Annotated in this window: 16 protein-coding genes; 2 read left to right on the forward strand and 14 right to left on the reverse strand. The window is 62.4% G+C overall.

Annotated elements, in window-relative coordinates:
* Positions 1-129 precede the first annotated feature (129 nt).
* The gene (gene argA / locus KHQ26_RS16350; RefSeq protein ID WP_004149616.1) at positions 130-1461 is read right to left on the reverse strand and encodes an amino-acid N-acetyltransferase; all 1332 of its coding nucleotides are present in this window, start codon (positions 1459-1461) and stop codon (positions 130-132) included.
* 227 nt (positions 1462-1688) lie between these two features.
* Between argA and amiC the strand changes: the two genes are divergently transcribed.
* Together amiC and cobD are read left to right on the forward strand one after the other, a co-directional pair.
* Positions 1689-2942, forward strand: coding sequence for an N-acetylmuramoyl-L-alanine amidase AmiC (gene amiC, locus KHQ26_RS16355; RefSeq protein WP_004174538.1), 1254 nt, complete (start codon positions 1689-1691; stop codon positions 2940-2942).
* Between the two features lie 17 nt (positions 2943-2959).
* Positions 2960-4036: a threonine-phosphate decarboxylase CobD gene (gene cobD / locus KHQ26_RS16360; RefSeq protein ID WP_020804192.1), complete on the forward strand. Its 1077-nt coding sequence runs from the start codon at positions 2960-2962 to the stop codon at positions 4034-4036.
* A 3-nt stretch (positions 4037-4039) separates the two neighbouring features.
* Here cobD and KHQ26_RS16365 read toward each other — a convergent pair whose 3' ends face one another.
* The 13 genes from KHQ26_RS16365 to KHQ26_RS16425 form a co-directional block, all read right to left on the reverse strand.
* Positions 4040-4906, reverse strand: coding sequence for an L-threonine kinase (locus KHQ26_RS16365; RefSeq protein WP_004193729.1), 867 nt, complete (start codon positions 4904-4906; stop codon positions 4040-4042).
* A 91-nt stretch (positions 4907-4997) separates the two neighbouring features.
* Entirely contained in the window at positions 4998-6212 is a 1215-nt protein-coding gene (locus KHQ26_RS16370) for an acetate/propionate family kinase (RefSeq protein WP_004185484.1), read from the reverse strand.
* Positions 6209-6649 carry a propanediol utilization protein PduV gene (pduV, locus tag KHQ26_RS16375; RefSeq protein WP_002915858.1) on the reverse strand — a complete coding sequence of 147 codons (441 nt, stop codon included), beginning with the start codon at positions 6647-6649 and terminating at the stop codon, positions 6209-6211. The genes KHQ26_RS16370 and pduV overlap by 4 nt, the downstream gene beginning before the upstream one ends.
* A 4-nt stretch (positions 6650-6653) precedes the next feature.
* Positions 6654-7004 carry a propanediol utilization microcompartment protein PduU gene (gene pduU, locus KHQ26_RS16380; RefSeq protein ID WP_002915850.1) on the reverse strand — a complete coding sequence of 117 codons (351 nt, stop codon included), beginning with the start codon at positions 7002-7004 and terminating at the stop codon, positions 6654-6656.
* Positions 7004-7558, reverse strand: coding sequence for a propanediol utilization microcompartment protein PduT (pduT, locus tag KHQ26_RS16385; protein ID WP_004151971.1), 555 nt, complete (start codon positions 7556-7558; stop codon positions 7004-7006). Before pduT ends, pduU begins: the two co-directional genes overlap by 1 nt.
* A 2-nt stretch (positions 7559-7560) precedes the next feature.
* Positions 7561-8913, reverse strand: coding sequence for a 4Fe-4S dicluster domain-containing protein (locus KHQ26_RS16390; protein WP_020804183.1), 1353 nt, complete (start codon positions 8911-8913; stop codon positions 7561-7563).
* Positions 8910-10022, reverse strand: coding sequence for a 1-propanol dehydrogenase PduQ (gene pduQ / locus KHQ26_RS16395; RefSeq protein WP_020804163.1), 1113 nt, complete (start codon positions 10020-10022; stop codon positions 8910-8912). Before pduQ ends, KHQ26_RS16390 begins: the two co-directional genes overlap by 4 nt.
* A gap of 11 nt (positions 10023-10033) precedes the next feature.
* Complete coding sequence (gene pduP / locus KHQ26_RS16400; RefSeq protein WP_016946081.1) at positions 10034-11422, reverse strand: CoA-acylating propionaldehyde dehydrogenase PduP; 1389 nt, start codon at positions 11420-11422, stop codon at positions 10034-10036.
* Positions 11419-12435 (reverse strand): two-domain cob(I)yrinic acid a,c-diamide adenosyltransferase PduO, encoded by a 1017-nt coding sequence (pduO, locus tag KHQ26_RS16405; protein ID WP_015958921.1) that lies wholly within the window; start codon positions 12433-12435, stop codon positions 11419-11421. Before pduO ends, pduP begins: the two co-directional genes overlap by 4 nt.
* 10 nt (positions 12436-12445) lie before the next feature.
* Positions 12446-12721 carry a EutN/CcmL family microcompartment protein gene (locus KHQ26_RS16410; protein WP_002915814.1) on the reverse strand — a complete coding sequence of 92 codons (276 nt, stop codon included), beginning with the start codon at positions 12719-12721 and terminating at the stop codon, positions 12446-12448.
* A 3-nt stretch (positions 12722-12724) separates the two neighbouring features.
* Positions 12725-13216: a microcompartment protein PduM gene (gene pduM, locus KHQ26_RS16415; protein ID WP_020804175.1), complete on the reverse strand. Its 492-nt coding sequence runs from the start codon at positions 13214-13216 to the stop codon at positions 12725-12727.
* Positions 13213-13845: a phosphate propanoyltransferase gene (locus KHQ26_RS16420; RefSeq protein WP_002915810.1), complete on the reverse strand. Its 633-nt coding sequence runs from the start codon at positions 13843-13845 to the stop codon at positions 13213-13215. Before KHQ26_RS16420 ends, pduM begins: the two co-directional genes overlap by 4 nt.
* Positions 13845-14291: a BMC domain-containing protein gene (locus KHQ26_RS16425; RefSeq protein ID WP_002915808.1), complete on the reverse strand. Its 447-nt coding sequence runs from the start codon at positions 14289-14291 to the stop codon at positions 13845-13847. The genes KHQ26_RS16420 and KHQ26_RS16425 overlap by 1 nt, the downstream gene beginning before the upstream one ends.
* Positions 14292-14293 lie beyond the last annotated feature (2 nt).

Genomic DNA, 14293 nt, shown 5'->3' on the forward strand with positions numbered 1-14293 from the left:
CTGCGCGGAAACCAGGAATTTCGCCCGCGTGCGTACGCCAGGCTGGCGGGAAGAGGGGTGGGAGACCGGCCGGGGATAAAGCGATAAGCGTCGCGCTATCCCGGGCCGTTAGATAGAGAGGAGAAGGGCTTAAGCGAGGTCGGCCATCAGCACCTTCGACCGGCGCTGATAGTTATACATCTGCTTTTTACTCTCCGGCAGCAGGTCGATATCCACCGGCGTGAAGCCGCGCTCCTGGAACCAGTGGATGCTGCGGGTGGTTAACACGAACAGCTTGCTCAGTCCCATCTGCCTGGCCTGAGCGGCAATACGCTCCAGCAGCACCTCTCCCCGCGACGAGCTCCGGTAATCCGGATGCACCGCCACGCAGGCCATTTCGCCGATCTTCTCTTCCGGGAAAGGATAGAGGGCGGCGCAGGCGATGGTGGTGTTATCGCGCTGAATAATGGTGAATTTGTCGATCTCCATCTCCAGCTGTTCGCGGGAACGGCGTACCAGAATGCCCTGCTGCTCGAGCGGGCTTATCAGCTCAAGAATACCGCCGATATCATTGATGGTCGCCCGACGGATCTGCTCCGCGCTCTCCATGACGATCTGGGTGCCGATGCCGTCGCGTGAAAACAGCTCCTGCAGCAGCGCGCCATTTTCCTGATAGCTGATCAGGTGGCAGCGCCGTACGCCGCTGCGGCAGGCCTTCACCGCCCCGCGCAGGAAGCGCACGGTGCCGGAGTTATAGTCTTCGTCTGCTTCCAGCTCTTCGACGCGGGCTTGCGCCTCATTAGGGAACAGTTCGGAGACAATTTCCCCGGCCTGGTTGTAAACCCCTTGCGACGAACAGAAGCCGATCATTTTCTCCGCCTTCAGCTTGATGGCCAGCTGGGTAGCGATCTCTTCCGAAGTCAGGTTAAAGCTCTCGCCGGTGACCGACACCGCGACCGGCCCCATCAGGACAATGGCGCCGCTGTCGAGCTGACGATGAATCGCCTCTTCGTCAATGCGGCGAATGCGTCCGCTGTGGCAATAATCGACGCCGTCATCGACGCCCAGCGGCTGGGCAATGATAAAGTTGCCGCTGACGACGTTGATATGGGCCCCCTGCAGCGGGGTGTTGTTGAGGCTCATCGACAGACGGGCGGTGATCTCCAGCTGCAGCATCCCCGCCGCCTGCTTAACCAGCTCCAGCGTTTTGGCGTCAGTCACTCGCGTCTGCTTGTGATAGACCGGCTCGTGATGATGCTCGGCGAGGTTAGCGTCAATCTGCGGGCGGGCGCCATAGACCACCACCAGGCGAATGCCCAGGCTATGCAATAATCCTATGTCATTGACAATATTTGAGAAATTTTCATGCTCAATGGCTTCGCCGCCCAGCATGATGACAAACGTTTTTCCCCGATGGGCATTAATATAGGGAACAGAATGGCGGAATCCTTCTACCAGTTCAGTGCGACGTTCCTTCACCATGACAAACCCTCAATGCATGATTATTCGTAATTATTGTATTTTTATTCTGTTTTGCCGTTAAACGCAAGCCCCAATTTGAGGCTAAGCCGCGAAAAACATGTGACCCGGCGCAGGGTGTCAATGAATGTTTACCCTTTTATAGATGACAGGTTATATGCCTTTCGTTAAAGTTTCTGGTCAATCTGTTTGTTTTGGGTATAAATGCGTTTTTATTGCTTGGGAGTGGCATGTCGGGAAACAACTCTGGATTAAGCCGTCGCCGTTTATTGCAGGGGGCGGGCGCCATGTGGTTAATGAGCGTGAGCCCTGTTGGGCTGGCCGCCGCCGCGCGGGTGGTCGCTGTTCGCGTCTGGCCAGCATCGACCTACACCCGCGTCACGGTGGAATCGAATCATGTGCTGAAATACCGGCAGTTTGCCCTCAGTAATCCGGAACGGGTAGTGGTCGATCTGGAGGGGGTTAACCTGAACTCGGTACTGAAGGGCATGGGCGGCCAGATCCGCGCTGACGATCCCTTTATTAAGTCCGCCCGGGTGGGCCAGTTTGATCCGCAAACCGTGCGCATGGTCTTCGAACTCAAGCAGAACGTTAAGCCGCAGCTGTTTGCCCTCGCGCCGGTGGCCGGCTTTAAAGAGCGTCTGGTGATGGATCTCTACCCCGCCAACGCTACCGATGTTCAGGATCCGCTGCTGGCGCTGCTCGAGGATTACAACAAAGGCGATCTGGAGCGGCAGGTGCCGCCGGCGCAAAGCGGGCCGCAGCCGGGCAAAGCCGGGCGCGACCGGCCGATTGTCATCATGCTCGATCCCGGGCACGGCGGCGAAGACTCCGGCGCCGTGGGGAAGTATCGCACCCGCGAGAAAGATGTGGTGCTACAGATCGCCCGTCGCCTGCGGGCGCTGATCGACAAAGAAGGCAATATGAAGGCCTATATGACCCGCAACGAAGACGTGTTTATCCCGTTGAAAGTGCGTGTCGCCAAGGCGCAGAAGCAGCGCGCCGACCTGTTCGTGTCGATTCACGCCGACGCCTTTACCAGCCGCCAGCCCAGCGGCTCTTCGGTGTTTGCCCTCTCCACCAAGGGGGCCACCAGTACCGCGGCAAAATATCTCGCCCAGACGCAGAACGCCTCGGATCTGATCGGTGGGGTCAGCAAGAGCGGCGACCGCTATGTCGACCACACCATGTTCGATATGGTGCAGTCCCTCACCATCGCCGACAGCCTCAAATTCGGAAAGGCGGTGCTGGAGAAAATGGGCAATATCAATAATTTGCACAAGAATCGGGTAGAGCAGGCGGGCTTTGCGGTACTGAAGGCGCCTGATATCCCCTCCATTCTGGTGGAGACGGCGTTTATCAGTAACGTGGAAGAAGAGCGGAAACTGAAAACGGCCAAATTCCAGCAGGAGGTGGCCGAGTCGATCCTCGCCGGGATTAAAGCCTACTTCGCCGACGGCGCGACGCTGGCCCGCCGCGGATAACCACACAGGAAAGGGACATGGCCTTACTGAAAAGCGCCCATGGCGGCAATATCCGCGAGGCCGCCGCCCTGCTGGGCATAGCCCCCGGCGAGCTGCTGGATTTTAGCGCCAACATCAATCCGCTGGGGATGCCTGCCTCGCTCAGGCAGGCGATCGTTGACAACCCAGGCTGCGCCGAACGCTACCCTGACGTCGAGTATCAACAGCTGCATCAGGCGCTGGCTGCCCACCATCAGTTGCCGGCGGCGCATATCCTCGCCGGCAACGGCGAAACTGAATCGATCTTCACCCTCGTCCACGGCCTTAAGCCGCGGCGGGCGATGATCGTCATTCCCGGTTTTGCGGAGTACCGGCGGGCGCTGCAGACGGTGGACTGTGAGGTGGTGGAGTATGCCCTGCGGGAGCGCGATGGCTGGCAGCTGACCGACGCGATCCTCGATGCCCTGACTCCGGCGCTGGACTGCCTGTTTCTCTGCACCCCGAACAACCCCACCGGCCTGCTGCCGGAGCGGGGCCTGCTGGAAGCCATTGCGCAGCGCTGCCGGGCGCTGAACATCAGCCTGATCCTCGATGAGGCCTTCCTCGACTTTATCCCCGACCAGCCGGGGTTTATTCCTCTGCTGGCGCAGCATCCGCACGTCTGGGTTTTGCGATCGCTGACCAAATTTTATGCCATTCCGGGGCTGCGTCTCGGCTACCTGCTGAACGCTGATGCCCAGGCGGTGGCCCGACTGCGCGCGCGACAAATGCCGTGGTCCATCAACGCCTATGCCGCCCTGGCCGGGGAAATTATTCTCCAGGATCGGGCGTATCAGCGGGCCACCTGGCAGTGGCTGCAGGAGGAGGGAGCGCGTTTCTATGCGCAGCTGCAGGAGATGGCCGGGCTGACCGTATGGCCCGGGCGTGCTAACTACCTGTTCTTGCGCTGCGACAGACCCGATTTTGACCTGCAATATGCCCTGCTGCGCCAGCATGTGCTGATCCGCAGCTGCGCCAACTACCCGGGGCTGGATAGCCGCTATTTCCGGGTGGCGATCCGCAGCGCCGAGGAAAACGACCAGCTGCTGGTGGCGTTGCGCCGGGTGCTGGCCTGAGGCCTACTGCAGGATGACGCCCCCGGGCACCATCGCCAACAGATGCTGCTGCGGCCAGTGGGCGGCGATGTCGCTGTCTGCCAGCCGCCATTGCAGAAATTCGACGTCATGCCGACGGCGGTCCAGCAGCAGGCCGACGACGCTGCCGCTGTGCGCCACGTTGAGACCATAGAGCCCTGCGCTTTCCACCAGGTCCAGCAGCGCGTCAAACCCCGGCTTAGGCAACAGCTGCTGGCTGGCAATGGCGCTGATGGTTGCTGCTTCGCCCAGCAGCTGCGGGTTGCCGCAGTGGCAGGCCTGCTGTACTTTCTCCCACGCCAGCTGCAGCCGGGAGGCGTTTGCCAACAGGCCCGGCTCGCGCGGCAGCTGGTGATAGTCGGTGGTGCGCAGCGTCAGCGGGCTCTCCAGCACTAACAGGTCGAGCGCCGGCGGAGGGGGACAGGCGATTTGCGTGGCGGCGGTATTATGGTCGAACAGCGTCAGCTGGCGAAACAGGGTGCTGTCGGTAGGCTCCAGCGCGACGCACAGGCGCGCCAGCGTCGGTTCATCCAGTAGATGGCCCAGATGATGGGCGGTGGCGACGGCGGTGGCAGCGATATCGGCGGTGCTGCTGGCCATCCCTTTGGCCACCGGGATCGTTGAGTGCAGGGTGATGCGGATCTGCTGGCTCAGCGCTGGGGGGTAGCCCCAGTGGGCCAGCAGCTGGTCGACCATCGCCCGCGACAGCGGCCGCTCGTCTTTTCGCGGTACCCCGGTCTCGACCTCGACGGTGCTGTACCAGTCCACCGGACAGGAGACCAGCTTTTCGCTGCCGAGGATCCAGCCCTGGATAAGTTCTCCGCACGAGGCGGGACATTGTGCAACAGCCACGTTTTCACCTTTCCGCTTACCTTCGCCAGGGCGCATAGTGGCATGGCGACCCGCCGGTTACCATGATTCTCCGCAAGAGGAGGCGCGTCGTTTATGCCGACACCGCCAGCTCGCGCGCCTGCGGCAATGCAAGACGCATGACGTCGCGGGCAATCATAAGCTCTTCATTGGTGTTGATCACCGCCACTTTGACCAGCGCATTATCCGCCTGAATAAAGGTCGCGCTCCGCTGGTTTTTCTCGTCGTCCAGCGCGAGGCCGAGAAAATGCAAATTGCGGCAGATCGTCGCCCGCGCCCGGGCGGAATTCTCGCCTATGCCGCCGGTAAAGATCAGCGCGTCCAGACCTCCCATCTGCATGATATAGCTGCCGATAGTCGCGCGAATGCGTTCGGCAAACAGCGACAGCGCCAGAGCCGCCCGTTCGTTGCCGGCGTCAGCTGCCTGTTCGACGTCGCGGTAATCAGAGGACACGCCGGAGACGCCAAGCAGCCCGGATTCATTATTCAGCAACTGGCTGAGCTGCTGGGCGGATTTCCCTTCTTTCTCCACCAGCCAGGGAAGAATCGACGGGTCGATATCGCCGCTGCGGGTGCCCATCATCACCCCGGACTGCGGGGTAAAGCCCATTGAGGTATTCACCGATTGCCCGCCTTTGATGGCGCAGACGCTACAGCCATTGCCCAGATGGCAGCTTACTACCCGCAGGGCGCTCAGCGGTACGCCCAGCTTTTCCGCCAGCGCGCTGCTGACATAGTGATGGCTGGTACCGTGAAAACCGTAGCGGCGAATGCCAAGCTCGGCGTAATAGCGCCAGGGGAGGGGATAGAGCCAGGCCTCCGGCGCCAGGGTCTGGTGAAAGGCGGTATCAAAAACCGCCACCGCCGGTACCGCGGGTAACAGCTGGCGAAAGAGACGTATGCCCAGCGCATTGACCGGGTTATGCAACGGCGCCAGCTCCGCCAGGCGCTCGATCTCCCGCAGGGTATCGTCGCAGACCAGCGCGGCGTCTTTGAAGCGTTCGCCGCCGTGGGCGACGCGGTGGCCAACGCCGTCGATCTCCTGCAGGCTGCTCAGGATCCCGCGGCCGGTCAGCGCCTCCAGCAGCAGGGTCACTGCCTCATGGTGATCGGCGATGGGCAGCGTCTCCTGCCATTTCTGTGCCGACGTTTTCAGCGTGAAGCGGGCCTCGGGCAGGCCGATACGTTCGATCAACCCCTGACAGAGCAACGCCCCCTGCGGCATGTTAAGCAGCTGAAACTTCAGGGAAGAGCTGCCGGCGTTAATCGCCATGATTTTATAGGTCATTGATATTCCTCTGCATTCAGGCAGGCGAACAGATCATCAAGCCCGTCGCCGGTTAACGCGCTGGTGATAAAGATATGTCCGGCGCCCGCCGTCTCGAGCCATGTCCGGACCTGTTGCAGACGGGGCGGGGCGGCCAAATCGGCTTTAGTGATCACCCCGATGACCGGGCGGTTCATCGGGGCGGTAAACCCCGGAGAAAAAGGTGACCAGGGCGCATCGGCATTTAGTACCAGCGCGATGACATCGGCCTCGCAGGCGCTGGTTAACAGCGCGCTGTACAGGCAGCGGTTTTCCAGATATTCCCCGGGGGTATCGATGGCGGCCGGCGTCCAGACGATGGCCTGGGTTTTCTGATAGCGCAGGGTTTCGCCACGCAATACCTGGGTCAGCGAGGTTTTACCGCACTGGCTGGGTCCGATTAGCATCAGGCGTTTCATGGGCTCAGGTCCGGGTAATTGGGCAGGCGGTGAAGCGCATCAGCTCACCGAGGGTGCGGGTGACCTGCCTGAGCGCGTACTCCACGGCGGAGACATCGCCGGTCAACACCACCGCGCCGGTGAAGCGATCGAGAAAACCGATCTCCACCGCGCCGGACTTGGTAGCGATGTCGCAGGCGATAATCGATGCTTCACTGGGGGTAATGGTAAGAATGCCGATGGCGGAGACCGCGTCCGGCAGACCCAGCTTTTTGAACAGATCTTTGCCAGGATTGGCAATGAGATGCGCCAGAGTAACCTGTTTGCCCGGGACATACTCCTGGATCATGCGTTCGGTAGGGGTTTGCGGTTCCATTATCCCTCCATCAGCTGTTGCCACAGCGCATCGTGCGGTCGCGGGATCACTGCCCGGTGAACCAGTAATCCTTTCTCGCCTGCGCTGTCGCTGGCCACCGTGACGGCGTTGTCGACATCGGCGATATCACCCGCCACCACCATGTAGCATTTGCCGCCGATACCAAACGCCATATGGACCCGCACCAGGGTGACGTTGGCCGCTTTCACCGCGCGGTCGGCGGCGCTGATGCACGCCGCCACGCTCCAGGTTTCGACGATCCCCGCCGCCTGCCGCTGCCCGACCACGTTGAGACCGCTGATCGCCGGTAGTACGCTGGGGTGAATGTTGGCCAGCACCAGGCTGTCCACCAGCATCTCCCCGGCGCGCGCGGTGCCGGCGGCGATTGCCTGCTGCACGGCGCCGACGTCGCCGCCGAGCATCAGCAGGAATTTCCCGGGGCAAAGGGTTCTGCAGAGCAGGAGCTGTACGTTCGCGCTTTTCAGCATGACGTCGCCCAGCTCCATCCCCCTGGCGATGCTGGTCAGTTCTAAAATTCCGATAGCCTGGGTCATGATTAACCTCTTACAAGCGTAATGGCCTGCTCCGTGATGGCGGAGACCAGGCCGTCAATACTGGCGTGCACCGGCGCGCCGAGGGCGTCGGCGGGGATATCCGCCAGCACCTGGCCGCGCGTTACCCGCTCTCCCGGCGCGACGCAGGGCACGGCGCTGATGCCGATATGCTGGCGCAGGGGCAGGGTGACGCAGGCCACCTCCGGTTCCACCGCCGTCAGCGGCGCTTCCTGATACCAGGGATCAAGTCCCAGTTTGCTGATGAGCCGCTTGACCGGCACCAGGCGGTGCTTCGCCATCTCGTCCGCCGGACGCAGCGGTCCGTCGTAGCGCAGGTTTTTCGCCCTCAGCTCACGTTTCAGCAGACGGTTGATGCGCATGGGGGAAATACCCACCGGGCAGGCGACGCTCTCGCAAACGTTGCACTCCGAACAGGTCAGGGCGCTGAGCAGCAGCGACGGGGTGGCCGCCTGGCGATAGTTCACCGCCCGCACCAGCAGATGAGGGGAAAGCTCATGGCCGATCAGGTGCCGGGGGCATAAATCTGTGCATAAACGGCACTGTTCACAGACGGTGCGGGCGATGGCGAGCAGCGTTCGTTCATCCTGCCGCCGTCGCTGGATCAAAGGATGGTTGCCCGGGAGCACCAGCAGGCCGCCGGTGGTTTTGGTGACCGGTGTCTCGAGGGAGGTAATAAGCGAGCCCATCATCGGACCGCCGTTGATAAACCCCGGATCGTCAACCGTCGCGCCGCCGGCCAGATCCAGCACCTCGCGCAGCGATATACCCAGTGGTACGGCCAGCGTCAGTGGAAGGGCGACGGCGCCATTGACGGTCAACGTCCGGCGAGTTACCGGATAGCCCTGTTCCACGGCTCTGGCGATATTGAGCACCGTCTGCACGTTATTGACCACCACGCCGACGCTGACCGGCAGCGCGGCAGGTGGTACGCGGCGTCCCGTCGCCAGCCAGATAGTGAGCACCTCATCCCCGGCCGGATAGACGTCAGGCAGAATATGCAGCCGGGCCCATTCCGGGAGTCGTGGGGTTAATGCCGCAATCGCCGGAGCATATTTCGCCTTCAGGGCAATGATCCCTTCCCGGGCGCCAGTGGCGGTCATCGCGTAACCCAGGCCGCGAATCAGTCGGTCAGCCTGCTGAGCCATCAGCTGTTGGTCAACCTTCAGCATCGGTTCGCATTCGGCGGCGTTCACCAGCACGGTGTCCACCCGGGCCTGCAGTTTGATGTGGGTCGGAAAGCCTGCGCCACCGGCTCCTACGACGCCAGCGGCCCGAACGCGTTCGCGGATCTCCGCTGCATCAATGCTTGATAGTGGCACTATCGCTTCACTCATTGCAGGCTCTCCAGCAGTTGCGCGATGGCCGCGCCATCGACCGGACGCGGGTTGGTGCGCAGGGTGGCGTCGGCCAGCGCGGCCGGCACCATGGCGGGAATTCGCGATAAGAAAAGGGGATACTTTTCCTGCAGCGCGCCCTTGAGGGTGGGAATGGCGCACTGCTGTTTCAGCGTTTCCACCGCGGTAAGCAGCGCCTGGAAAGCCTCCTGTTCGCCAGCTGCGGGCGGGCAGAAGCGGCAGGCCCTGGCCAGGCGTGCATAGCGCTTAGCCGCTCGCGGCTCGCCGGCGTTGAAGCGGATCACCGCGGTCAGCAGCAGCGCATTGGCCAGGCCATGGGGGAGGTGAAACTGGCCGCCAAGCTGATGGGCGATCGCATGATTGAGCCCAAGGCCAGCCTGGCTAAAGGCCATACCGGCGAGGGTTGATGCATTGTGCATTTTGCTGCGGGTCGCAATGCAGTCGCCCTGACGAATCGCAACGGGCAGGGCGCGAAACACCAGCCTGGCGGCCTTTTCCGCCAGCGCATCGGTAAAATCGGTGGCCTGCGGCGAGACCCATGCCTCCAGGGCGTGGGTCAGCGCGTCCAGCCCGGTATGGGCTGTGATGGTGGGCGGTACGCTAACCACCAGCGTCGGGTCGATGATCGCCATGTCGGGACAGAGCGCCTCATGGAACAGCGGGTACTTGATCCCTTTTTCCGGGTCGCTGATGACGCAGGCGCTGGTCACTTCCGAACCGGTACCGCTGGTGGTGGGGATCGCCACGCAGGTGTCGACAGGCAGACCGCCCTGCTGGCTGAACCAGACGATAGCCTTGGCGGCATCCATCGCCGAGCCGCCGCCGAAGCCGATCACCACCTGCGGACGCAGGGCCTGCATCTGCGCTATCCCTTTCGCCACGGTGTGAATGGTCGGATCCGGTGTAATATCGCTGAACACGCTGACGCGGTTGCTGGCGGGCAGCGCGGCGCGCAGTCGGTCAAGCAGCGGCGAGCGCGCCAGGAAGCCGTCGCAGACGATCCAGATGTGCTGATGGCTAAAGCGCTGCAGCGCGGCCAGGCTGCCCGGGCCGCTGTAGAGGCGCGTTTGCAGAGAAAAGGTATGCATGGCGCCCCCGGTTAGCGAATGGAAAAACCGTTGGTCAACACGCAGCGCCGCAGGCGGGCGAACGTCCGCGCGGAGGTGGTGCCTTCTCCGGTTGGCGTGGCGATGGTGAAGGTGGTAAACCCTTCGCCGCCGACGCCGATTCCCGCGTAAGACGGGCCATTTTTGACAAAAATGGAGGTCTGCAGGGTGCGTGCCGCCAGATTGAGCCGCGAGACATTCTGCGAGTGCATAATGGCGGTGTGGTGCAGACCCTCCTCAACGCGCAGGGCCAGCGCCAGGGCGCTGTCAAAGTCGGCGACCCTGACGATCGGCAGCACCGGCATCAGCTGCTCGCAGGTCACCCAGGGGTCGTTCGCCTCCACCTCGGCTATCAGCAGGCGAGGGGGGCGAGGCGGAACGGCGAGACCCGCCGCCGCCAACAGCGCAGCCGGGCTTTTACCGACCAGTTTTTTATTCGCCGCGCCGTCGGGCAGGCAGACGGCACGCAGGGTATCGGCCTCCTGTCGGCTCAACAGCAGCGCGTCAAAATCCTGCATCTGCTGGATCAGGCGGTCAGCGACGGAGGCGACGACGATCAGGCTTTTTTCGGCGATACAGGGCAGGTTGTAATCGAAGGCGGCGCCGCTGATGATATCTTCGGCGGCTTTGACGAGATCGGCGGTTTCATCAACGATGCACGGCGGATTGCCGGCGCCAGCGCCGATCACTTTTTTACCGCTTTTCATGCCCATCGCCACAATGCCAGGGCCACCGGTGATAGCCAGAACGGCAATCAGCGGGTGGGACATCATTTGCTGGGTGGCTTCAAAGGTCGGCTCGGCAACGGTCACCACCAGGTTACGGATCCCGCTGCAGCGGTAGGCGATCTCTTCGATCCTGGCGATAAGCTTCAACGAGACCTTTTTCGCGCCGGGATGGGGGCTGAAATAGACGCTGTTACCCGCCGCCAGCATGCTGATACTGTTGTTGATAATGGTTTCCGTTGGGTTGGTGCTGGGCGCCACGGCGCCAATAACCCCGAACGGCGAGTACTCAAACAGCACCATCCCGCCATCGCCGGTGAGGGCGCTGGTAGTGAGATCCTCTATGCCCGGCGTGTTTTCAAGAGCGGCTTTATTTTTCAGATATTTATCTTCTTTGTTGCCCATGCCGGTTTCCGTGGCGCTCTCTTCCGCCAGCGTCGCCAGCTCGGGGGCCAGCGTCTCCCGCAGGGCGCTGATAATGGCGCTGCGGGTTTTTAGCGGACACTGCTGATAGCGGAGAAAAGCCTGATGAGCGGCGTCGATGGCGCAGCCGACATCGCAGAAAATGCCCTGCTCTTGCTGAGGGGCAGGGGGCGTCGGCGCGAGCTTTTCACTGAGGATGGTGCGGATAAGGGTTTCCAGTTCTGCTGTATTCATTGATGAGTTCTCACGTTAATGGCCGCCATGGCAGCCTGTGCAATAGCCATATCCTGCTCGACGCTGCCGCCGCTAATGCCGAGGCCGGCTATTAGCTGGCCATCGCGCCACAGCGGATATCCGCCGCCAAAGGTGACGACTTTGCCCTGCAGATGGCTCTCCAGACCGTACAGCGCAGCGCCTGGCTGTACGGTCGTCGCGAGCTCGTGGGTGGCGGTTTTCATGGCGACGGCGGTCCAGGCTTTTTTCGGCGCCAGCTCGCTGCTGACCAGCAGCGCATCGGGCATTCGCCAGGTCACGGTTTCGGTGCCGTGTGCGTCAACGATGCTGATCACCACCGGCACCTGCAGCTGGCGGGCGTGTTCAATGGCCTGACGGATGAGCTGATGCAGCTCGTGAAAGGAGAGCGACCCGGCCTGGGCTTTGGGCGCGTCGGGCGCAGGCGACCCGCTGGCGGCCAGATAGCGGGCCGCGATCTCCGTCACAAGGCGGCGCTGGTGAGCGGCATGATCCTCGCTGCGCGCCAGGGCATACAGGCAGTCAGATAAGCGGTTCAGATAACGCAGCAGTATCTGACGGATAGTAACCTCTGCCGCCAGCTCGACCAGCCGGCGCTCCGCCCGTCTGGCAACGGTGCGGGCCAGGTGCAGACGGCTGGCGGCTTCACAGCGTCCGGGCAATACAAACTGGTGCAGCGCCGGCACGCGGGCCATCTCGCGATCGATGGTCTGCTCCAGCAGGGCAATCTCTTCGCTGCTGATATAGCGCTTACCCGGTGATGGCTGTTCGCTGTCGCTGGCGAGCTCCGCGCTGAACCAAAAAATGTGCTGCTGCAGGGCTTCGAGCAGGGTGCGCTGTTCCTCTTCAGCGACGGCGCAGACGCACAGGCTCAGCATGGCGTTCAGTTCATCCAGGGTGCCGTAGGCTTCGACGCGCGGATGCGTCTTGCTGACCCGCTGGCCGGTAAAGAGTGATGTACTGCCGGCATCGCCGGTTCGGGTATAGATAGCCACAGGCGCCCCCTTAGCGTGAAAGTGAGTCAACAATGCCCACGACGGCAAGATCGATGGCCTCATTCGGGCCGCTGAAAACGTGGCGTGCGCTCGAGCCGCTGCAGAGCAGCACCAGCTCGCCGACGCCAGCGCCAACCGAATCTACCGCCACTTCATCGCCGCTCGTGGGGAGAATCGGACGATCGTCGTCCGCGCTTACCCGGCGCACCAGCAGCAGTTTTTTGCCGTTCAGAGAGGGCGATTTTTGCGTCGAGACGACGGCGCCGGTCACGCGTGCCAGATGCATAGTTCACTCCTGCTTAATCAATTGAACATGCCGCGCGACGGCCGCTTCGCGGGCGAGGGCGGTGATAATGGGGCAGCGGCGCAGCACCAGATAGCCGCCACTGAAACGGGCTACGTCGGCATAGGTGAGCACCGACGCGGCGTGAAGCCTGACGGGCTGGCCAAGCGGATCGCTGAACGTCAGCGGCAAGCGGGCGAGTTTTTTTACCGCCAGCGCGGGGAGCAGGGCGGGAAGCAGCGTTAGCTGTACCCGAACGCCCCAGGCCATCGCCTCATGCAGTGCGCAACCGGCTGCCGCCAGCGCACGCTGGCCGGCAAGCTGCTCCAGCAGCGGTAAATCCACCTGCACGATGCGCAGCGAAGCGTGCTGGCACAGCAGGTTGCGGATATCCGCTTCGCCGAGTTGGGCCACGCTGAGCGTGGCCGTGCTGAGGGCGCGATGGCGCAGACGGGCGGCGACCTCTTCGACGATACGCTGCAGCATCGCGTGGTTCATGGCTTCGTCACCAGCGTTGCCCAGGCTTGCGCAGCGTCAGCGCCTGCCGCATTGGCCTCGTCAGTATCGATGTGCATCTCAAGACGCATATCCGGGGCAACGCGGACCGCCACGTTGTCGAAGATAAGCCGCCTGTCGCTGCCTTCGATCGCCACCGCGACGCTATCGCCATGGGAGACGCGCAGGATCAACGCATCAAGTGGCGACATATGAATATGTCGCTGGGCAACAATCGTCCCGCCGCTCAACTCCAGTTCGGCAAAGGGGCTTATCAGGCGGATCCCCGGCGTGCCCTGCAGATTGCCGGACATGCGCAGCGGCGCGGCGATACCGAGGATGCGGGCGTCGGTGCGTGAGATTTCCACCTGGCTGGTCTGGCGCAAAGGGCCGAGCAGGCGCACGTTGTTTAATCGCCCTTTGGGGCCAACCAGGGTCACCGTCTGCTCTGCAGCATATTGTCCCGGCTGCAGCAGCGCTTTTTTCGGCTGGATGGGCTGCGCGGGAAAAAGCCTGGCATAGTCAGCCGCCGCTAAATGGATATGGCGACTGGAGATACCGATTGGAATGGGACGCTGGCGCATCTCATCCAGCACTTTGTTGACTGTCGAAGCCAGCTGTTGTTTATCCATTACGCGTCACCTCGTTTACCGGCGTGCAGGCACTGCGAGCGGGGATCGCCTTTTTGTCGTGGGCAGTGTGGGTCCAGGCACAGGTTGCAGGTCACCCGCTCCGTAGAGTGGGAGGGGGCGTCTGTGAGGGCCGTGTTCTCCTCCGTCACGGCGACGTCAGGCGCTGGTGAAGGCGCCTGGACGCGGGCCGGCAGCAGGCCTTCCCCGGGCCTGGCGATAACCTTCTGCGCTACCAGCCCCTGCTGCCGTTCGGCGAGTTCGGCCCCGGTCATCACCGCCGCCTGGACAGAGGCCACATCACCGGCGATCTTCACCACCATCCAGCCGGAACCGTTGGTCTTTTCCAGGGCGAGCAGCGTGATGGCGGCCGCTTTCGCCATAGCGTCGGCGCAGGTGATGGCCAGGGCCAGACCGCTGACCTCAAGTAATCCCAGTGATTGCTTCACGC

It is taken from the genome of Klebsiella sp. 10 (assembly GCF_018223925.1).
In the GTDB taxonomy this organism is placed as follows: Bacteria; Pseudomonadota; Gammaproteobacteria; order Enterobacterales; family Enterobacteriaceae; genus Klebsiella; species Klebsiella pneumoniae.

What these genes read in the sequence shown, in the direction of transcription:
- argA (WP_004149616.1), bottom strand. Translation starts at nt 1,461, where the DNA reads ATGGTGAAGGAACGTCGCACTGAACTGGTAGAAGGATTCCGCCATTCT.
- amiC (WP_004174538.1), top strand. Translation starts at nt 1,689, where the DNA reads ATGTCGGGAAACAACTCTGGATTAAGCCGTCGCCGTTTATTGCAGGGG.
- cobD (WP_020804192.1), top strand. Translation starts at nt 2,960, where the DNA reads ATGGCCTTACTGAAAAGCGCCCATGGCGGCAATATCCGCGAGGCCGCC.
- KHQ26_RS16370 (WP_004185484.1), bottom strand. Translation starts at nt 6,212, where the DNA reads ATGACCTATAAAATCATGGCGATTAACGCCGGCAGCTCTTCCCTGAAG.
- pduV (WP_002915858.1), bottom strand. Translation starts at nt 6,649, where the DNA reads ATGAAACGCCTGATGCTAATCGGACCCAGCCAGTGCGGTAAAACCTCG.
- pduU (WP_002915850.1), bottom strand. Translation starts at nt 7,004, where the DNA reads ATGGAACCGCAAACCCCTACCGAACGCATGATCCAGGAGTATGTCCCG.
- pduT (WP_004151971.1), bottom strand. Translation starts at nt 7,558, where the DNA reads ATGACCCAGGCTATCGGAATTTTAGAACTGACCAGCATCGCCAGGGGG.
- KHQ26_RS16390 (WP_020804183.1), bottom strand. Translation starts at nt 8,913, where the DNA reads ATGAGTGAAGCGATAGTGCCACTATCAAGCATTGATGCAGCGGAGATC.
- pduQ (WP_020804163.1), bottom strand. Translation starts at nt 10,022, where the DNA reads ATGCATACCTTTTCTCTGCAAACGCGCCTCTACAGCGGCCCGGGCAGC.
- pduP (WP_016946081.1), bottom strand. Translation starts at nt 11,422, where the DNA reads ATGAATACAGCAGAACTGGAAACCCTTATCCGCACCATCCTCAGTGAA.
- KHQ26_RS16410 (WP_002915814.1), bottom strand. Translation starts at nt 12,721, where the DNA reads ATGCATCTGGCACGCGTGACCGGCGCCGTCGTCTCGACGCAAAAATCG.
- pduM (WP_020804175.1), bottom strand. Translation starts at nt 13,216, where the DNA reads ATGAACCACGCGATGCTGCAGCGTATCGTCGAAGAGGTCGCCGCCCGT.
- KHQ26_RS16420 (WP_002915810.1), bottom strand. Translation starts at nt 13,845, where the DNA reads ATGGATAAACAACAGCTGGCTTCGACAGTCAACAAAGTGCTGGATGAG.